We start from the raw sequence: 19,664 nt of genomic DNA on the forward strand, positions 1-19,664 counted from the left end.
AGCAAAAGCGAAACGTGATGATTGGCACTATATTAATAGCTATGGCCAATAAGAGTTATCAGCCTTCCACGACCGCCCTGCGGGCCTTTGTCTCGATCGCGCACCGTCGTCATTTCGGTTCTGCTGCAGAGGAATTGGGTATCAGTCAACCGACCTTGTCGCAGGCGTTGTCCGGGCTCGAGCAAGGACTCGGGCTCACGTTGGTGGAACGCACCACGCGGCGTGTCTTCTTGACACCAGAGGGGCAGAGATTGCTTCCCAGGGCAATTGCCGTGATCGACGCCGTCGACGAACTCATGGGGGAGGCGACGGGTAACGGCGACCCGTTGACCGGGACGGTGCGATTCGGCCTGATACCGACTGTGGCGCCGTACATCTTGCCCACCGTGCTCAGTGGGCTGGCGGATCGTCTGCCATCGTTGACGCTACAGGTGGTCGAGGATCAGACGGCGCGACTGCTACGGCAACTGCGAGAAGGGTCACTCGATGTCGCCATCATGGCGTTGCCCACGGGCGAACGCGGTTTCAGCGAGGTGTCGATGTACTCCGAGGATTTCGTGCTCGCACTGCCGGAGGGGCATCCGTTGGCCGGCCGTCGTCGGATCGCGCCGGCGGCTCTGACCGATCTGCCGCTGCTGCTGCTCGACGAAGGGCATTGTCTGCGCGACCAGGCTCTCGAGGTGTGCCGGATCGCCGGCGCGCAGCCGAGGGTGGGTCAGACGCGCGCCGCATCATTGGCGACCGCGGTGCAGTGTGTGGAGGGTGGTCTCGGCGTGACGTTGATCCCGCAGACCGCGGTGGCAGCCGAGACCGGTGGTGGCACACTGTCAACCGCGACCTTCGCGCGACCGCGCCCGGGGCGGGAGATCGGATTGGTGTTCCGCGAGTCGGCAGGCCATGCGGAGTCGTATCGAACGTTGGCCGCGATGATCGCCGATCTGGTGGCCGAGCACGCCGACGTGCGCCGTACCCGGTCGTGACTCACGCCGTGGTGAGCTCTTCCCATTCATCGAGCAGGCTGGAGTCGACCTCCCGCACCATCGTGCCGACCCGTTCGGTGATCTCGACGATCTCAGGTGTGCTGACGGTGTGCGGAAGTCCCTGTCGCAGTACGCGATAGCAGTCGGTGAGATAACGCAGCACCACGCCCTCGCTGCGTGCCAGACCGTAGACCGAGATGAGCTCGGTGAACGTCATGGCACGTTCGAGCATCTCTCGGAGCACCGATTTGGGTGATGGCGGATAGGGCGACACCCAGGGGTGCCCGCGTCGGTACACGCCGTAGGCGTAGTCGATCTCCTCGGCCAGTGGTCGTGGCCACGTGATCTCCTCGAGCCGGGCCATTCGCTCCTCGTACTCGACGCCGTCGGCCTTCATCTCCGCGATCGCGGCGTCGCGGGCAATCTTCCGCTGTGCGAACAGCAGCGGTCGCGGGTCGTCGAGGGTGGCCTCGAGTACCGAGACGACGTCGAGCGCATACGTGGCGCCGTCGGGGTCGAGGATCTCGAAGGCGGCGAGCGCGAACGCCGACAATGGGTTGGTGAGTGCGAAGTTCTCCGGCATGTCCACCGAGAGTGCGACATTCTTGCCGTCGGCATCGGGCGAATCGAGCTGCACCACGATGTCGGACGCGCGTAGGCCTCGGTAGAGCTCGATGGTGTGCCGGATGTGTCGCAGCTGCCGGTTACGGGGCTCGTGGCTTTCCTCGAGGAGATGACGGAGCGCGGCAAAACAATCGCCGGGTCGCGACAACACCTCCATGAGGATCGCCGTCGTCATCCGGAAATGTGACCGCAGGGGCTCGTCGGGCGCTTCGACGAGCTGGGTGAAGGTCTTCTCGCCCCACGAGACGAAGCCCTCGGGAGGTTTCTTGCGCACCAACTTTCGGAGCTTCTTGGGATCGTCGCCGGCCTTGGCGACGGCTCGGGCGTTCTCCACGTCGTGCTCGGGTGCCTGGGCGACCACGTACCCGACGGTGTCGAACCCGGCCCGGCCGGCACGACCGGCGATCTGGTGGAACTCGCGGGCGCGCAGTCGGCGTACGCGCGTCCCGTCGTACTTGCTGAGCCCGGCGAACAGGACCGTGCGGATGGGCACGTTGATGCCGACGCCGAGGGTGTCGGTGCCCGCCACGACCTTCAGGAGTCCCTGTTGGGCAAGCCGTTCCACGAGACGGCGATAGCGGGGCAACATTCCGGCGTGGTGGACACCGATCCCGGCGCGCAACAGTTTGGACAGGGTGGCCCCGAACCCGGTGTGGAAGCGGAAATCCCCGATGGCGGCGGCGATCTCGGCCTTCTCCGCCTTGTCCGCAATCTTCGCCGACAGCAGGGCTTGGGCACGTTCCACCGCGGAGGCCTGGGTGAAATGCACCACATAGATCGGGGCGCGACCGGCCTCGATGAGCTGTTCGATCGTCTCGTGCACCGGCGTCATCGCATACGAATGCTCGAGTGGCACCGGTCGTTCGGTGCCGGTGATGGCCGTCGTGTCGCGACCGGTACGACGACGCAGGTCGTCGACGAAGAACGTGACGTCGCCCAGAGTGGCCGACATCAACAGGAACTGGGTGTGTGGCAGCTCGATGAGTGGCACCTGCCAGGCCCAGCCGCGGTCGGCCTCGCCGTAGTAGTGGAACTCGTCGGCAATGAGCACGCCGATGTCACTGGCGGATCCGTCACGCAGCGCGAGGTTCGCGACGATCTCGGCGGTGGCGCAGATGATCGGCGCGTCCGCGTTGACCGCGGCGTCGCCGGTCAACAGACCGACCGATTCCGCTCCGAACATCGCGCACAGGTCGAAGAACTTCTCGCTGACCAGGGCCTTGATCGGTGCGGTGTAGTAGGCGCGGACACCCCGCCCCCGGGCGAAGTGGATGGCGCCGGCTGCCACCAGCGACTTGCCCGACCCCGTAGGGGTGGCGAGGATGACGTTGTTGCCCGAGATCAGCTCGAGCAGCGACTCCTCCTGATGGGGATAGAGTTCGATACCGCGGTCGTTCCACCAACTGGTGAAGGTCTCGAAGGCGGCATCCTCGTCGTCGACCGGGGTCAGCGGCGCCTGCGTCGTCTCACTCAGATCGGCGATGACCGACCGCCGGCGTCGTCGTCGCCACCGTCACGCAGTTGTTCGGCCAGGAATCGCTCCAGTTCGGCGCCGAGCTCGTCGCCGGTGGGCAGATCCTCCTCGGCGGCGAGCAGTGAGGCTCGCTCCTCCTGGGCATGCGTGAAGGTGTCGTACTGGGTCTCCAGCGCGGCCACGACGGACTCGATCTCGGCGTTGCCCGACACCTCGTTGTCGATCTGGACGCGGACCTTGTCCGCGGCGTTGTCCAAGGCGGTGACCGGCAGGTTCAGGCCGGTCAATTCGCCGACGGTCTCCAGCAACCGGGCGGCGGCCGCCGGGTAGTCGGTCTGCGAGAGATAGTGCGGCACATGCACCGACAGGCCCGCGGCACGGTAGTCGTGCTCACTCATCCGCAGCTCGAGCAGCATCGACGCGCTCGCCGGGAGCTTCATCTCCGAGCCCCAGCGGGGGAGTTCGCCGAGCCGGTCGGCATCGCCGTGCGCGGTGATCGACGGCGGACGTGTGTGTGGCACGGCCATCGGGATCGCGTTGAGGCCGATGACGTCGGTGACACCGAAGTGTTCGGCGAGACGTCGAACCGCCTCGACGAACTGTTCCCAGCGCAGATCGGGTTCCGACCCGGCCAGCAGGAGGAACGGGCGTCCGGCGGTGTCGCGGATGGCGTGCATCGTCAGCGACGGCATCTCGATATCGGTGAACTTGTCCCCGCTGAACGTGATGGTCGGTCGGCGGGAGCGGTAATCGATCAGCTCGTCGGTGGAGAACGTCGCGACCAGCTCGGAATCCAGCGCGTCGCGCAGATGTTGTGCGGCGAGCGCCACGGCGTGACCGGCGTCGGCAAACCCGTTCAGGGCGTGCAGCAGCACCGGCCCGGTGCCCTCGTCGTTCGACACCCGGGGCGCGGGAAACTCGAGCGAGTACAGCGAACTGTGCTCGGCGGGTCTCTCGTCCATTGGGTCGTCCCCTCTCATGTCCACTCTCATTCTCGCGCATCCACGGTCCACACGGCCAATCCCGGTGCGGATGCAGCGACCACGACAGTTCAACAACCTCCGTGCGGTGAGGATTCCCCGGGTGTCGATCCACGGCGGTCGCGTCCCCGGATGGCAGGGTAGGGCCCTGTGACCGAATCAGTACGCCGTCGGGTGGCGTGCCGGGTGATGGGCCCGGTCGTGGGGATCGTCGCGGGTCTGATGGTGCTCGGATGCACCGTCGACGGCGAGGCGACCGCAGGCTCACCCGACCTGTCGTCGCGATCGTTGACCGCAGCGGACTTCCCCGACGGGGCGGCGAGCCGGGTGCCGGCGACCGCCGTCGCCGACGCACTCGCCGACCTCACCGGGCATCGGATGCACGGTGACGTCGTACCGCCCGACTGCATGCCCTACGCCGTCTCCGCCGAAGGCGCTGCGGTGATGGTGGGCCCGGACCCGCGGACCAGTACGGCGACGTTCACCTCCGCGGTGGTGCGCGCCGGGCGCGGATTGTCGGATGTGGCCTCCCAGGCTCGGCGATGTCCGCGGTATCTGGCCGGTTCCGCGCCGACCGCGGTGTCGACGGTGACCACCCGGGTGGTACCCGCGCCGACACAGAGGGGCATCACCACGACCGGGCTGCAGCGCGATATCGCCACGGGAGGTGTCGAGGCTGCCGGCTCGTCGTCGACGACGACCGGTACGACCACGCTCATGGCGCAGCGCAACGGGGTGCGCGTCATCACCGAGTACCGCCACCAGGGCGGTGGCGCTCCGTCGGCGACCACTCGCAAGCAACTCGACGCGTTGTTCGACAAGGCGGTCGACCGCGCCTTCCGGTGACATCGGTGCAGGTGGATCTGGGGATGGCGACGGGTTTGTGGACAAGTGGGCCACGGGGACCCGCTGCGCCGTGAGTCGACGGTGTGGCCGTCCACGATGGCCGCATGTCCGCATCCTCGCGTCCTCGTCCGCTCACCCCGTCGGCGTTGATCACCGCCGTGCCCGCGATGCTCGGCTTCCTGCCCGAGCGATCCGTGATTCTGCTCGCCTTCGACACCGATCCGCGGGTCGTCGCGGCGACGATGCGTCACGATCTGGTGCTCGACGACGACGGCAGCCCCGTGCCCGGTTGGGCGGCCGTGCCCGCGGGCCTGGCGGCGATCTGTGCGCGTGAGGACATGGGCGGCGTCGTCGCCGTCATCGTCGACGACCGCTATCCGCCGGGTGACCACAGATATCACGAGATCTGTGCACTCATCGACGAACAGTTCGACGAGATAGGTGGTCTCACAGGGGGTTTCATGGTGCCGGCCTTCGTCGAGGGCGCCCGATGGGTCAGCGTGTGGACATCGCGGTCGGGGCCCACCCGGGGAAGGATCGGCGATCCACACACCAGTCCGACCGCGATCCATCATGCGGTGCATTCCGGACGACGGATCCTCGCCCGGCGTTCGGAGATGGAGAACATGCTCGCCCCCGCCGAGCACTGCGAGGGGCCGCACGGAGAGCCCGCAGACGACGTCATCGAGGGCCTCGAGGATGCCGAACTGCTGCGGGCGATCCTGGTGGAGGTCGCCGGGGTCGGACCGGGTCGTCGGGACAGAGATCGTGCCACCGGCTTGCATCTCGACTGCGAGACCACCACGCTGCTCGGTGCCGCGCTGGTCCGCCTACCGGTTCGCGACGCCGCACTTGCGCTGGCGGTCACCGGACTCCGGCATCGCGCCGAGGCGTTGTGGCGGGAACTGACACGTCGGCTGACCGGTGCGCAACGTGCCAGTGCCGCAACCATGCTCGCCCATCTGCACTACATCGGCGGCGAGGGCGGGTATGCGGGTGTGGCCCTCGACTGTGCTCTGGAAGCCGATCCGAAGTGGTCGCTGGCCGTTCTGTTGGACACGGCGTTGCGCAACGGCATCCGGCCGCGCGAACTGTGGGCGATGATCGACGACTGCTACGAGATCGCCCGGTCGCTCGGGGTGCCGATTCCGCAACCCATGCCCGACCTCGAGGCGGGCTGAGGGGCGAGAGGCCCCGGCGCTCGACCCGACCGTACGGTCAGACCTTCTCCACGAACACCGAGTGGGCCATCTCCTCGGCGAGTTCCAGCCCGTCGTGTCCGGGTGAATGGACCACCGCATGCCCGTTGGTGATGGTGACGGTGACACGCGCGTTGGGCACCACGCCTGCCTCGCGCAGTTCGGCGATCAGACCGGTGTCGGACTGTGCGTGCTCGGAGAGGCGTCGCACGATCACCACGACCGGATCGCCCTGCGGCAGGTCGGAAAGCCGGGTCGCGCTGTCGATCCGCGGCGCCTCGGAGGCGCCGAGCAGTTCGAGTCCCGGGATCGGGTTGCCGTAGGGCGACGTGGTGGGGTTGTCGAGGACGGAGAGCAGACGTCGCTCGACGTTCTCGCTCATCACGTGTTCCCAGCGGCACGCCTCTTCGTGTACCTCGTCCCACGGCATCCCGATGACGTCCACCAGCAGACGCTCGGCGAGGCGGTGTTTACGCATCACCGCCACGGCCAGTTCGCGGCCCTTCTCGGTGAGCTCCAGATGGCGGTCGCCTGCGACCCGCAGCAAGCCGTCGCGTTCCATGCGCGCGACGGTCTGCGAGACGGTCGGGCCACTCTGCTCCAACCGTTCCGCGATACGCGCGCGGAGTGGCACGATCCCTTCCTCTTCCAGGTCGTAGATCGTCCGCAAGTACATCTCGGTGGTGTCGACCAGATCGTTCACTGTGCGCAGTCCCTTCGTCACCGTCAAGGGTACCTTGACCTGGACAGCGACCCGGTTGCCCGCGTGTCGCGGGAGACGGCCCCGGCACGTGTCGCCGACGCCCTAGCCTGTTGTGGTGACGCAGAACAGTGCCGACGACGCGGCAGCGGTCATCTGGAGCGAGGATTTCCTCTCGTACCGGTGGGCGCACACCCATCCGATGAACCCGATCCGGCTCGCACTGACGATGAGTCTCGCGCGCAGTCTCGGTGTCCTCGACGGCATCGACACCCGAGCACCGCTGACCATCGACGACTCGGCGTTGACCGTCGTGCACTCCACCGATTACATCGACGCGGTCCGTGCGGTCGGGTCGGGGACCGCGGCGTTGTCGGGTCCGCTGCTCGAGCGGTTGTTCGGCCTCGGCGACGCCGACAATCCGATCTTCGAGGGCATGCACGAGGCGGCACGGCTCCTGGTGGGCGGCACGCTGGCCGCCGCCCAGGCCGTCGCGGGCGGATCGGTGCGACGCGCGGTGAACATCGGCGGCGGCATGCATCACGCGATGCGCGCACGGGCAGCCGGTTTCTGCATCTACAACGACTGCGCCGTCGCCATCCACTGGCTGCTGGCGAACGGCTACGACCGGATCGCCTACATCGACATCGACGCTCACCACGGTGATGGCGTGCAGGCCGCGTTCGTCGACGACCCGCGCGTGTTGACGGTGTCGCTGCACCAGCATCCCGCCACCCTGTGGCCCGGTACCGGGTGGCCCACCGAGATCGGCAACGGTGACGCGCAGGGCAGCGCGGTCAACATCGCGCTGATGCCCGACGCCACCGACCGGCTGTGGCTGCGGGCCTTCCACGCCGTGGTGCCCTCGGTGCTGGCCCAGTTCCGCCCGCAGATACTGATCAGCCAGTGCGGCGTCGACAGCCATCGAGCCGACCCGCTCACCGACCTGTCGTTGACCGTCGACGGACAACGTGCGGCCATGCAGGCGATGCGCGGGTTCGCCGACACCTACTGCGAGGGTCGCTGGGTGGCTGTCGGCGGTGGTGGCTACGGCGTGGTGAACGTGGTGCCCCGCAGTTGGACGCATCTGATGGCGGTGGCCCTCGACCGTGACGTCGACGTCGACACCACGATCGGCGAATCCTGGTGCGCCACCGCAGAAGAGGTCGCCGACCAGGTGTACTCGGAATACTCGGCGCAACCCGTCGGGGTGATGGGGGACGGCGGTGACGTCGGCTACGTCGCCTGGGATGGTGACACCGGGCAGCCACCACCCGACGGCATCACCGAATCGGCGCAGCGGCAGGTGGATCGTGCCATCCTGGCGACGCGGCGTGCGATCTTCCCGTTGCACGGACTCGATCCGGAGGACCCACGTGACTGATCAGGAACAATCGCTGCAGCCCCGCGAACCGTGGGACTATCCGCGACACTGGATCGCCGACGTCCTGGCGTCCGACGGGGGCGTCGTGCACCTGCGCCCGATCGTGCCCGACGACGCGGACCGCGTGGTGACCTTCCATTCCGGACTGTCCGAGCGGACCCGGTACATGCGGTATTTCGGTCCGACGCCGACTCTGCCGCCGCGGGAGGTCGCCCGCATGACGACGGTCGACTATCAGAAGCGGGTGGCCCTCGTCGCCGTGCTCGGTGGCGAGATCATCGCGATCGGGCTCTACGAAGGACTCGGTTTCGACGGCAAGCCGGATTCCGCCGAGGTGGCCTTCGTGGTCGCCGATGACCATCAGGGCCGCGGGCTCGGTCCGATCCTCCTCGAACATCTCGCCGGGGCGGCCGCGGAGAACGGCTTCACCCGTTTCGAGGCGGAGGTGCTCAGCGAGAATCCGAACATGGTCGCCGTCTTCCGCGATGCCGGCTACCAGTTGTCCCGCAGCTTCGACGGCAGCACCGTGCACGTGGAGTTCCTCATCGATCCCACCGAGGCCCTGCTGTCGGTCCGCAACGCCCGCGAACGTGCGTCCGAGGCGCGCAGCGTCGCCAATCTGTTGCGCCCGTCGTCGGTGGCCGTGATCGGGGCGTCGACCGACCCGCACAAGGTGGGTAACGCGTTGTTGGCCAACATCATCGCCGGAGGGTTCACCGGTCCGGTCTTCCCCGTGAACGGACCCGGCCAGGCGGCCGACGACGACGAGTCACAACCCGATGCCGACCCGTACGCCGGCGTGCGGCAGACGCCGATACAACGTCGTCACACACATCCGCGTCCACCATCGGTGCGCGGAATCCGCGCCTACCCGAGTGTGCGCGACATCCCGGATCCCGTGGACCTCGCGGTGGTCGCGGTGCCCGCCGCGATCGTCGTCGACGCGGTCCTCGACGACTGCCTCGCCAAAGGGGTGCGCACGCTGGTGGTCGTGTCGTCGGGGTTCGGTGAGGCCGGTGAAGCCGGACTCGAGAGCGAGCGCCGACTGCTCGAGCAGGTCCGGGAACACGGCATGCGCCTCGTCGGCCCGAACGCTCTGGGCGTGGCCAACAACGACGCCGCCATCGCGCTGAACGCGACGCTGGCGCCACGCATCCCGGCCGCCGGGAGGGTGGGGTTCTTCTGTCAATCCGGTGCGCTGGGGATCGCGATCCTCGACACCGCGGCCCGCCGCCAGATCGGCCTGTCCACCTTCGTCTCGGCCGGTAATCGCGCCGACGTGTCGGGCAACGACCTCCTGCAGTACTGGGACACCGACACCGCGACCGATGTGGTCTTGCTGTATCTGGAGAGCTTCGGCAATCCCCGCAAGTTCTCCCGCATCGCGCGTCGGGTGTCGCGTTCCAAGCCGATCGTCGCGGTCAAATCCGGCAAGGGTGCACTGACCGCGGCGCGAGCGGCCCGGTCCACGGCGGCCGGTCTCGACGACCGCATCGCCCAGATGGTGCTCGAGCAGGCCGGCGTCATCCAGGTCGACACCATTCCCGAACTCTTCGACTGCGCAACGATCTTCGCGTATCAACCGCTGCCGCGCGGCCCACGCGTGCAGATCATCGGCAATTCGTCGGTGCTGGGCAGCCTGGCCGCCGAGACGGCACGTGGGGGAGGCCTGGAGGTCACCGGCACCATCGATCTCGGGGCGGGCGCCTCCGACGCCGACTTCGAGGCCGCGGTGTCGGCGGCGATGACCGATCCGGACGTGGACGCCGTGCTCGTGGTGTTCGTGCCGCCGGTGGCGGTGGACGTGGACTGGCATGCCCGCGCATTGATGGCCGGGGCCACCACCCCTGCCGCGGATGCGGCGAAGCCGATCGTGACGACGTTCCTGGCCGTCGAGGGCATCCCTCCCGGCCTCATGCGTCCCGGCCCGAACGGTATGCCCGACCGGGGGTCGATCCCGTCCTACGGCAGCCCCGAACGGGCGGCCGAAGCCCTGGCTCGCGCGTGGCAGTACGCGCAGTGGTGCCAGCGACCCGAATCGGAGATCCACCGACCCGAGAACACCGACCCGGAAGCCGCACGCATGTTCGTGCGGGAGGCCATGGCCGACAGCGAATCGGCCGACAGCGAACCGGCGGACAGCACGTCCGGCCGCACCCTCGGTCACGTGGACTCGGCCAAGCTGCTGGGGTGGTATGGCATCGAGGTGGTGCCGTTCCGCGAGGTCACCACGATGCACGAGGCGTCTGCGGCGGCACGCGAACTGGGTTTCCCGGTGGCCGTCAAGGCGACGTCGGAGACCTGGCGTGGCCGGCTCGACCGGGAGGGCGCGCGGCTGGATCTGCCGGATGCGACGGCGGTCGTCACCGCGTTCTCCGAACTGTCCGAACTGACCGGGGACCGGGTGCTGCACGTGCAGAAGATGGCGCCCAAGGGCATCGGCACGATGGCCCGCGTGCGCGACGACGCCTCGTTCGGCTCGCTGATCTCGTTCGGACTCTCGGGACGCACCTTCGATCTACTCGGCGATCATGGGTACCGGGCGATCCCGCTGTCGCCACTCGATGCCACAGAGTTGCTCGACGAGCCCACATCGTCGTCGCTGCTCGACGGTTACGGCGACGAACCGCCGGTGGATCGGGACGCGCTGTCGGAGCTGCTGTTGCGCATCTCGACGCTCGTGGACGACATCCCCGAGGTCCGCGAGGTGCTCTGCGACCCGATTCTCGCCTCACCCGACGGTGCAGCGGTGCTCAACGCCCAGATACGCCTCGGTCCGGTGCCCACCCGAGTGGACACCGGACCGAGAAGGCTGGCGTAGTGCGTCAGCTGGCGTAGGCGCGCAGCCGTTCGGCACGCTCGCCCTGGCGCAGCTTGTTCATGACCTCACGCTCGATCTGGCGGACCCGCTCCCGGGACAGACCGAACATCCGACCGATCTGGTCGAGAGTGCGCGGCTGGCCGTCGTCGAGGCCGTAACGCATGCGGATCACCTGCTGTTCGCGCTCGTCGAGGGTGGCGAGCACCGAACGGATGTCGGAGTGCAGCAGGCCGGCGATCACGGCGTTCTCGGCCGATGTGGCCTCGGCGTCCTCGATGAAGTCACCGAGCGGTGCTTCCTCGTCGCTGCCGACCGGCATGTCCAGGCTCACCGGGTCGCGGCTGTGGTCGAGCAGATCGGCGATCTTTTCGGCCGGGATGCCCGACTCGCTGGCCAGCTCGTCGTCGGTGGCCTCGCGTCCGAGTTGCTGATGCAGCTCCCGCTTGATCCGCGCCAGTTTGTTGACCTGCTCCACGAGGTGGACGGGCAGTCGGATCGTGCGGCTCTGGTCGGCCATACCGCGGGTGATGGCCTGACGGATCCACCAGGTGGCGTACGTCGAGAACTTGAAGCCCTTGGCGTAGTCGAACTTCTCCATGGCGCGGATCAGACCCAGGTTGCCCTCCTGGATGAGATCCAGCAGCGGCATGCCGCGACCGGTGTAGCGCTTCGCGAGCGAGACGACGAGGCGGAGGTTGGCCTCCAGCAGGTGCGAGCGTGCGAACTCGCCCTCGCGGACGATGATCGCCAGGTCCCGCTTGCGCGTGGGGGACAGTCGCTTCTTGGTCGCCAGGACGTGCTTGGCGTAGAGGCCAGCCTCGATCTGCTTGGCGAGTTCGACCTCCTGCTCGGCGTTGAGCAGAGCAGTACGGCCGATGCCGTTCAGATAGACGCGAACCAGATCTGCGGCCGGAGACTGGGCGTCGAGATCCTGCTCCGTCATCGCGGGCCGGGTACGGGTGGCGGGGTCGTCGGCGAATCCAGTTGTCGTGGTCGGGCGTGCAACTGTCGAGCGTGACATACGGCCTCCTGACTTGAGTGCATTCACGGGGTTCAACGCCGAGCAGGGGGTGAAAGTTCCCGCGGCCGTCGCGGGCCCGATCCGGTGGTATCGCGGTGACCTGCGCGTTCGACGACCAGATGTAGGACAGGAGATGAGAAGTTGCTGAGAGTGTGATCTCAGTGGGAACGATGCTTGTCGTCGGTCACCGTCGGCTCGACAGTCGAGTCGACGACCGGACCGCCGAGCCCGCGCCGGTCGGTGCCGAGCGGGGAGGGGCCGGTGGCCGGGTGGTCGGCGCCGTACTTGTACTGCGGCACCTCGCCGCGCCTGCGGGGCGGACGGTCGTTGGCGATCAGCACCGCGATCCAGGGCAGCGGGATCGACACGGCGACGATCGCGAGCGCGAGCAGACCGGAGCCGGTCGCGCTGTACACGATCCCGGCGATGATCAACGCCGGAACACGGAATGCCATGAGCGTGAGGTATTTGCGGACCCGTGCCCGCTGCTGTGCCTCGAGGGACTCCTGGGCATCGGTGATCAGGACGGCGTCGCGGGGCCGACCATGGCCGCCCCGGGCGCCGTCGGTGCCGGTGCCGCCACGTGCCCCCGTTCCGTCGCCACCCATGTGTCCACTGTCCCACTTTCCACGGTCGAACGCACCGCCGGGCCCGAGTTGTCGCACGACCGACACCGGTGGCCGCGGGTCACGTCGTTGACGCACAATGGTGGGCATGGGAACCCAGACGATCGAGCGCCCTGATCTCGATGAGAAGACCGACGTCGACGAGCGGCCGGACGCCGACAGCACCGACCAGGGCGATGACGATCGCCCCAAGTTCTTCCACTACGTGAAGAAAGACCGGATCGCCGAGAGCGCGGTGATGGGCAACCACGTGGTGGCATTGTGCGGTGAGACCTTCCCGGTGACCCGGTCGGCCAAGCCCGGCTCACCGGTGTGCCCGAAGTGCAAGAAGATCTACCAGCGCATGCGCAAGTGACGCGGTGACCCCGTTCGCCCGCCTCAGCCCGGCGGACCGGGGGGACGGGCCGGCCGCCGACGATTCGTCGGCGGCCGCGACGGTGTCGTGTCGGTCTTGGACCGTCGGATCGGGCCGGACGCGAGCCGGTCGGGCAGCGTCTTCAGCTGACCGGTGATATCGGAGGTCTGCGAGTTCACCCAGTCGCGGACCTGCGTCGAGGTCGAGGGTTTCGCCGGCCACATCGATTGCATCGCGGCATTGAACTCGGCGCCGACGACGATCGCGAATCCGAGGAAGAACGTGAACAGCAGGAACGCGATCGGTGTGGCCAACGCACCGTAGGTGTAGCCGGCCCGGGCCAGGGCGGTCAGGTAGATGCGCAGGATGTAGCTGGCCACCCAGAAGAAGATCCCGGCGACGATCGCCCCACCCACGAGCCGATGCCAGGGCAGGGGATTGGGCAGCGCCAGGTGATAGAGCGTGGTGAGCACGATGAGCAGCAACGCCGCGACAAACGGGAAGTAGCCGTAGTCGATCAGATTGGTGATCAGCGGATCCCACGACTCCGGGACGATCTCGTGCAGGTAATTGGGGCCGAGCGCCACCAACGGCAGCAAGAACACCGACACGACCAGGAAGCCGATGTAGAGGAACAGGGCGAAGAACCTCTGCCACACGGGGTTTCGCACCTGATGCTGGTCATGGGCGCGCACGATGGATGCGACGAAACACGAGACCGCCGACGATCCCGCCCACAGCGAGATGACGAAGGCGACCGACACGACGCCGACGCGTCCGCGGCCGAGCACGTTGTCCACGGTCGGCGCGATGATGTCGCTGACGACGTTCTCCGAGAAGGTGCGGTCGGCGAACGAGATGATCCGTCCGTGGATGACCTCCACGGTGTCCGGTCCGAACCACCCGGCGATGTAGCCGACACTGCCGAGCAGACCGAGGACCAGCGGTGGCAGCGACAGCGCCTGCCAGAAGGCCGCCTGGGCGGCCCAGCCGACGATGCCGTCGTCCCACGACTTCTTGATGGTGCGCCAGACCAGGCGGTGGATGTTGGGGAGTACCGGTGGTCCCGGCTCGGTCGGGATGTCGTCCTCGGGATCGTCATGACCCGGATCGTCGCGGCGGGGATCGTCGTGGCGGGGATCGTTGCGGACCGGTTCCCGAACGCCTCGCGGGTACTGCGCAACCTCCGACGACTCGGTGTCCTCGGGTATCGGTACTGGGTTGCGGTTACGACGTGCGATGGCTCTAGCATCCCTGATCGTCTGTGGAATGGGGCGACCGGTCCACGTCAGCGCGTCGGACGAGAGGTCGTCGGCGGCCACCGGTAGCATGTCTCGGGTCCCCGGAACCACGTGTACGAGGGGACGATTCATGCCCCCGAAAGCCATGTCAGGAGCAGTGCGTAGTGACTTCAGCAGCCGATGAGGTTGCCATTCCGGCCGGGCCTTCGCTGCGTGCATGGCAGCGGCGCGCCCTGACGAAGTACCTGACGCGTCGGCCGGTCGACTTCCTCGCGGTGGCGACGCCGGGCGCGGGCAAGACGACCTTCGGTCTGCGGATCGCCCGTGAGCTTCTCGACGACCGGACCGTCGACCAGATCACCATCGTCGCGCCGACCGAACACCTCAAGCACCAGTGGGCCGAGGCGGCAGCCCGGGTGGGGATCATGCTGGACTCACGGTTCAGCAACTCGACCGGACAGACCAGCTCGGATTATCACGGTGTGGTGCTCACCTACGCCCAGGTGGCCGCCCACCCGACGCGACATCGCGTGCGCACCGAGAACCACCGGACGCTGGTCGTGCTCGACGAGATCCATCACGGCGGTGACGCCAAGTCGTGGGGTGAGGCGATCCGCGAGGCGTTCTCCGATGCGACCCGACGTCTCGCCCTGACCGGTACCCCGTTCCGATCCGACGATTCGCCCATCCCGTTCGTGACCTACGAACAGGAAGCGGGCGGCGTGCTGCGATCCAAGGCCGACCACACGTACGGCTACGCGGATGCGCTGGCCGACGGCGTCGTGCGGCCCGTCGTCTTTCTCGCCTACAGCGGACAGGCCAGTTGGCGTACGAGCGCGGGGGAGGAGTTCACCGCACGGCTCGGTGAGCCGCTCTCGGCCGAGCACACGGCCCGTGCGTGGCGGACGGCGCTGGATCCGCACGGCGACTGGATTCCGAGTGTGCTGGAGGCCGCGCACACCCGGCTGCGACAGCTTCGGGCCTCGGGTGTGCCCGACGCAGGCGGCCTGGTCATCGCGACCGATCAGACGACCGCTCGCGACTACGCGGAGTTGCTGACGGCGATCAGCGGCAAGAAGGTCACGCTGGTGCTCTCCGACGATCCCAAGTCGTCGTCGCGCATTGCCGAGTTCTCCGCGTCCGACGACGAGTGGATGGTCGCGGTGCGGATGGTGTCCGAGGGCGTCGACGTCCCCCGCCTGGCCGTCGGTGTGTACGCCACCAGCGCATCGACCCCGTTGTTCTTCGCACAGGCCATCGGACGTTTCGTGCGGTCGAGGCGTCCGGGAGAGACGGCCAGCGTGTTCCTCCCGTCGGTGCCGGTGTTGCTGAACCTGGCCAGCGAGATGGAGGCCGAGCGCGACCACGTCCTCGGCAAACCGCATCGCGAGAGCGACGGTCTCGACGACGCGTTGCTCATCGACGCGAACAAACAGAAGGACGAGCCCGGGGAAGAGGAGAAGGCGTTCCAGTCGCTGCACGCCGACGCCGAACTCGACCAGGTCATCTTCGACGGTGCGTCATTCGGCACCGCGACGTTCGCCGGCAGCGACGAGGAATCCGACTATCTCGGGTTGCCGGGCCTGCTCGACGCCGACCAGGTGCGTGAACTGCTGCGCAAACGGCAATCCGAGCAGGTGACCGAACGGTCGGCCGCGGCGGTCGCAGGGCAGGCTGCGCCTGCCGCCGCACCGCGCCCGGCGGGGGAGAACCTGCACGCCTTGCGTAAGGAACTCAACACACTCGTCGCCATGCACCATCACCGCACCGGCAAGCCGCACGGAGTCGTGCACAGCGAACTGCGTAGTCGGCTCGGTGGCCCGCCGACCGCCATGGCGAGCGCGGATCAACTCCGCGAGCGGATCGCCGCGCTGCGTGAGTGGCGCTGAGCCGTCACGGACTCCGCACGCCGCACATCGTCACCGATAGAAATCGACCCGGCCGGATTATCCGGCCGGGTCGATTCACAGGTCGTCGGTTCACACCAGTTCGCCCGCTGACTCCTCGACCGTGGCGGAGAGCTCGACGAGCTTCGCCTCGTGCTCGTTGAAGTGATGGCGGCAGAAGAGAAGTTCTCCACCGGCGGGCAGCACTGCCCGTACCTTGGCGGCCGCACCGCAGCGGTCACAGCGGTCGGCGGCGGTGAGCGGCATGGAGATCGGGGGCGTGGTTGCGGTCTCTGACATGGTTCCTCCGTCCCGGTTCGACGACCGCTGCGAGATCGGTCGCCGTTCCCTTCGTGAGCCGACACATCGGTCTGATGCGTCGCCCTCACTCTTTCAGACGTTCGGGGCGTTCGTATTGTTCCGGGGGGTCGCCCGGGTGTGTCGTCACTCACCCGTAACACGACGATGGCGCATGGGCCTCAGTTGACAACACCGGCCCCGTCGGTGTTGGTGAGAGGATGACGATTCGGCGGACGCTGCTGCACATGTGTACCGAGGCCGAGTGGGCCGCCGTCCGGCGGCCGGACGGTGACGGACGCGGGTCGCCGACTCCTGGGGCTGTCGCCGCCGGCTCTCCGGCGCCTGCATCGCTCGCCCCTGCGTCTCTGGCAGAGGTGGGTTTCGTGCATCTGTCGACGCCCGAGCAGGTACACCTACCCGCCAACCGGCTGTTCGCCGGACGTGACGATGTGGTGCTGCTCGTGCTCGACCAGGATCGCCTGCCCGACGAGATCCGTTGGGAGCCAGGCGTTCCCGGCGATCCGGACTCCATGCGCTTCCCGCACCTGTATGCGCCGTTACCGCTGGCGGCGGTCACCGACGTGCGGCCCTACCGGCCCGGCGCCGACGGTTCGTTCATGCCGCCCGTGCTCGACCAGGCCTGATGTCCAGGCACGTTGATCAGCCGCTGAAGAGCGGCTGACGGAGAACCCATAGCCGGTCCGCACAGCCGACGACGACCGTGCCGGCACCGCCCCACGGAGGGCCGTCGACTTCTAGTCGAGGTAGTCGCGCAGTACCTGCGACCGGCTCGGATGCCGCAGCTTCGACATCGTCTTGGACTCGATCTGACGGATGCGCTCACGGGTGACGCCGTAGACCTGGCCGATCTCGTCGAGGGTGCGCGGCTGACCGTCGGTGAGCCCGAAGCGCAGGCGCACGACGCCTGCCTCGCGCTCGGAGAGCGTCTCGAGCACAGACTGCAACTGATCCTGGAGCAGGGTGAAGCTGACCGCGTCGACTGCGACGACCGCCTCGGAATCCTCGATGAAGTCGCCGAGCTGGCTGTCGCCCTCGTCGCCGATCGTCTGGTCCAGCGAGATCGGCTCACGCGCGTACTGCTGGATTTCCAGCACCTTCTCCGGCGTGATGTCCATCTCCTTGGCGAGCTCCTCGGGCGTCGGCTCGCGGCCGAGGTCCTGGAGCAGTTCGCGCTGGATGCGACCGAGCTTGTTGATGACCTCCACCATGTGCACCGGGATGCGGATGGTGCGGGCCTGGTCGGCCATCGCGCGGGTGATCGCCTGACGGATCCACCAGGTGGCGTACGTGGAGAACTTGTAGCCCTTGGTGTAGTCGAACTTCTCGACCGCGCGGATCAGCCCGAGGTTGCCCTCCTGGATGAGGTCGAGGAACGCCATACCGCGGCCGGTGTAGCGCTTGGCCAGGGAGACGACCAGACGCAGGTTGGCCTCGAGTAGATGGTTCTTCGCGCGGTTGCCGTCTCGCGAGATCCAGTTCAGATCGCGCTTGCCCGCGGTGCTGAGCTTCTCGCCGGAATCGACGATGCGTCGCAACCGCTCGGTGGCGAACAGGCCGGCCTCGATGCGCTTGGCGAGTTCGACCTCCTCCTCGGCATTCAGCAGGGCGACCTTGCCGATCTGCTTCAGATACGCACGCACCGAGTCCGCAGACGCGGTGAGCTCGGCGTCCTTACGGGCCTGACGGAGTGCCTCGGACTCGTCCTCGTCCCAGACGAAGTCGCCGGCGGTTTTCTCCTTCTCGGCGGCCGCGGCCGCATTGGCCTTCGCGGTTGCGGGCTTCGCCGCAGTGGTCTTCGCGTCCTGCTCGTCGCCATCGGACTCGTCGTCGGATTCGTCGTCGTCGACGTCGAGATCGTCGTCGATCTCCACGTCGTCATCGAGCTCGCCGTCCGGAGCTTCGATGTCGTCGATCGAACCGGCGTCGTCGAGGTCCTCGACGCCATCGGCGTCTGCGGAGGCACCGGCCTTCTTCGCCGCAGCCTTCTTTCCGGCTTTCTTCGGCGCGGCCTTCTTGGCGGCCTTCTTCGCAGGGGCCTTGCGCGCGGTCGCCTTCTTGGCGGCCTTCTTCGCGGGGGCCTTGCGGGCCGGTGCGTTCTCCGTGGCGGTCGTCGTCGCGTCTGTCGTATCGTCGACGTCGGCCTGGTGGGTCTGGGTGGCTGCCACGTACAACCTTTCGGAACTGACTCTCGTGAATCACTCACGGCGGCATGCGCCGACGCGGTTCAGGGCTTGGTTTTCTCGGCCTGTGACGACCGGTGAGCACCATTGTAACGACATCGCGTCGCCGGATGTGTCAATGGCCAGGTCAGCCGGGTGGCGGACGGGTGTCGTCGGTGCGATGACCGGTCATGTCCGCAGTCCCGCGTCGACTGCCATCGCGGCTCCGACGATCCCGGCCGTGTTGCGCAATGTGGCCGCGACGACGGGGGTCGAGTTGGAGAGCATAGGCACCCATTTGTCGGCCTTGCGGCTGATGCCGCCGCCGACGATGAACAACTTCGGCCAGAACAGTGCCTCGTAGGTCTCGAGAACGGTGGACAACTTGCCGGCCCACTTGTGGTACGACCAGTCCTTGTCCTCCTTGACCTTCGACGACGCCATGTGTTCGGCCTCTTTGCCGTCGATGACCATGTGGCCCAGTTCGGTGTTGGGCACCAGGGTGCCGTTGATCAGGATCGCCGAACCGATCCCGGTGCCGAGGGTGAGCAGCATGACGACCCCGTCGACATCCGCGCCCGCACCGAACCGATCCTCGGCCATACCCGCGGCATCCGCGTCGTTGAGCACCGAGACCTGCCGCCCGCCGAGCGCCTTGCCGAACAGCTCGTAGACGTCGGTGCCGATCCAGCCCTTGTCGATGTTGGCGGCGGTGCGCATGGTGGCGTCGGTGATGACGCCGGGCAGCGTGAGACCCACCGGGCCTGTCCAATCGAAATGCTCCACGACCTCGACGACACCGCCCGCGACGGCGTCGGGTGTCGACGGCTGCGGGGTCAGCACCTTGAACCGTTCGCCGACGAGTTCGCCGGTGTCGAGGTCGACGACGCCACCTTTGATGCCGGAGCCGCCCACATCGACGCCGAAGGCGAGGTTGGTCGGGGCTGATGGGCGTGCGGTGCTCGTGCCCTCCGCGTCGGTCATGTCGGTCCTTCCTGATCGAGCACGCTTGTGTGTGGGTGATCGCAGAACTGGTGTCGTCTAAGG

Annotated in this window: 17 protein-coding genes; 8 read left to right on the forward strand and 9 right to left on the reverse strand. The window is 67.5% G+C overall.

Features of this window, described 5'->3' with window-relative positions; all coding sequences use genetic code 11:
• Nucleotides 1–41 precede the first annotated feature (41 nt).
• On the forward strand, nt 42–980 hold the full coding sequence (locus AAFP35_RS09770) for a hydrogen peroxide-inducible genes activator (protein ID WP_419221374.1): 939 nt from the start codon (nt 42–44) through the stop codon (nt 978–980).
• Between the two features lies 1 nt (nt 981).
• Here the strand turns inward: AAFP35_RS09770 and AAFP35_RS09775 are convergent, their stop codons facing one another.
• Both AAFP35_RS09775 and AAFP35_RS09780 read right to left on the reverse strand, forming a co-directional pair.
• Entirely contained in the window at nt 982–3,078 is a 2,097-nt protein-coding gene (locus AAFP35_RS09775) for a DEAD/DEAH box helicase (RefSeq protein ID WP_419221562.1), read from the reverse strand.
• Nucleotides 3,075–4,040, reverse strand: a complete 966-nt coding sequence (locus AAFP35_RS09780) for a PAC2 family protein (protein ID WP_419221375.1) — start codon at nt 4,038–4,040, stop codon at nt 3,075–3,077. Before AAFP35_RS09780 ends, AAFP35_RS09775 begins: the two co-directional genes overlap by 4 nt.
• A 168-nt stretch (nt 4,041–4,208) precedes the next feature.
• On the opposite strand from AAFP35_RS09780, the gene AAFP35_RS09785 reads away from it, so the two are divergent.
• Entirely contained in the window at nt 4,209–4,904 is a 696-nt protein-coding gene (locus AAFP35_RS09785) for a hypothetical protein (protein WP_419221376.1), read from the forward strand.
• Nucleotides 4,905–5,008: 104 nt separating this feature from the next.
• Complete coding sequence (locus tag AAFP35_RS09790) at nt 5,009–6,085, forward strand: DUF4192 domain-containing protein (protein ID WP_419221377.1); 1,077 nt, start codon at nt 5,009–5,011, stop codon at nt 6,083–6,085.
• 37 nt (nt 6,086–6,122) lie between these two features.
• Here the strand turns inward: AAFP35_RS09790 and AAFP35_RS09795 are convergent, their stop codons facing one another.
• Nucleotides 6,123–6,806, reverse strand: coding sequence for an iron dependent repressor, metal binding and dimerization domain protein (locus AAFP35_RS09795; protein ID WP_419221563.1), 684 nt, complete (start codon nt 6,804–6,806; stop codon nt 6,123–6,125).
• Nucleotides 6,807–6,921: 115 nt separating this feature from the next.
• Here AAFP35_RS09795 and AAFP35_RS09800 point away from each other — a divergent pair, with 115 nt between their 5' ends.
• Complete coding sequence (locus AAFP35_RS09800) at nt 6,922–8,187, forward strand: acetoin utilization protein AcuC (RefSeq protein WP_419221378.1); 1,266 nt, start codon at nt 6,922–6,924, stop codon at nt 8,185–8,187.
• Nucleotides 8,180–11,008, forward strand: coding sequence for a GNAT family N-acetyltransferase (locus tag AAFP35_RS09805; protein WP_419221379.1), 2,829 nt, complete (start codon nt 8,180–8,182; stop codon nt 11,006–11,008). Before AAFP35_RS09800 ends, AAFP35_RS09805 begins: the two co-directional genes overlap by 8 nt.
• 4 nt (nt 11,009–11,012) lie before the next feature.
• On the opposite strand, the gene AAFP35_RS09810 is transcribed toward AAFP35_RS09805, so the two are convergent.
• Complete coding sequence (locus AAFP35_RS09810; protein ID WP_419221380.1) at nt 11,013–12,029, reverse strand: sigma-70 family RNA polymerase sigma factor; 1,017 nt, start codon at nt 12,027–12,029, stop codon at nt 11,013–11,015.
• Nucleotides 12,030–12,187: 158 nt separating this feature from the next.
• On the reverse strand, nt 12,188–12,637 hold the full coding sequence (locus AAFP35_RS09815) for a DUF3099 domain-containing protein (RefSeq protein WP_419221564.1): 450 nt from the start codon (nt 12,635–12,637) through the stop codon (nt 12,188–12,190).
• Nucleotides 12,638–12,743: 106 nt separating this feature from the next.
• Here AAFP35_RS09815 and AAFP35_RS09820 point away from each other — a divergent pair, with 106 nt between their 5' ends.
• Nucleotides 12,744–13,010 (forward strand): DUF3039 domain-containing protein, encoded by a 267-nt coding sequence (locus AAFP35_RS09820; protein ID WP_419221381.1) that lies wholly within the window; start codon nt 12,744–12,746, stop codon nt 13,008–13,010.
• 23 nt (nt 13,011–13,033) lie between these two features.
• Here AAFP35_RS09820 and AAFP35_RS09825 read toward each other — a convergent pair whose 3' ends face one another.
• On the reverse strand, nt 13,034–14,251 hold the full coding sequence (locus AAFP35_RS09825) for a YihY/virulence factor BrkB family protein (RefSeq protein ID WP_419221565.1): 1,218 nt from the start codon (nt 14,249–14,251) through the stop codon (nt 13,034–13,036).
• Nucleotides 14,252–14,415: 164 nt separating this feature from the next.
• Here AAFP35_RS09825 and AAFP35_RS09830 point away from each other — a divergent pair, with 164 nt between their 5' ends.
• Entirely contained in the window at nt 14,416–16,140 is a 1,725-nt protein-coding gene (locus AAFP35_RS09830) for a DEAD/DEAH box helicase (RefSeq protein ID WP_419221382.1), read from the forward strand.
• Between the two features lie 90 nt (nt 16,141–16,230).
• Here the strand turns inward: AAFP35_RS09830 and AAFP35_RS09835 are convergent, their stop codons facing one another.
• Nucleotides 16,231–16,437 carry a DUF7455 domain-containing protein gene (locus tag AAFP35_RS09835; RefSeq protein WP_419221383.1) on the reverse strand — a complete coding sequence of 69 codons (207 nt, stop codon included), beginning with the start codon at nt 16,435–16,437 and terminating at the stop codon, nt 16,231–16,233.
• Between the two features lie 218 nt (nt 16,438–16,655).
• On the opposite strand from AAFP35_RS09835, the gene AAFP35_RS09840 reads away from it, so the two are divergent.
• Nucleotides 16,656–17,081, forward strand: coding sequence for a DUF952 domain-containing protein (locus AAFP35_RS09840; RefSeq protein ID WP_419221384.1), 426 nt, complete (start codon nt 16,656–16,658; stop codon nt 17,079–17,081).
• Nucleotides 17,082–17,192: 111 nt separating this feature from the next.
• On the opposite strand, the gene AAFP35_RS09845 is transcribed toward AAFP35_RS09840, so the two are convergent.
• Together AAFP35_RS09845 and ppgK are read right to left on the reverse strand one after the other, a co-directional pair.
• Complete coding sequence (locus tag AAFP35_RS09845; protein WP_419221385.1) at nt 17,193–18,623, reverse strand: RNA polymerase sigma factor; 1,431 nt, start codon at nt 18,621–18,623, stop codon at nt 17,193–17,195.
• Nucleotides 18,624–18,806: 183 nt separating this feature from the next.
• Entirely contained in the window at nt 18,807–19,601 is a 795-nt protein-coding gene (ppgK, locus tag AAFP35_RS09850; protein ID WP_419221386.1) for a polyphosphate--glucose phosphotransferase, read from the reverse strand.
• Nucleotides 19,602–19,664: the final 63 nt, after the last annotated feature.

Source organism: Gordonia sp. CPCC 206044 (assembly GCF_048537895.1).
In the GTDB taxonomy this organism is placed as follows: domain Bacteria; phylum Actinomycetota; class Actinomycetes; order Mycobacteriales; family Mycobacteriaceae; genus Gordonia.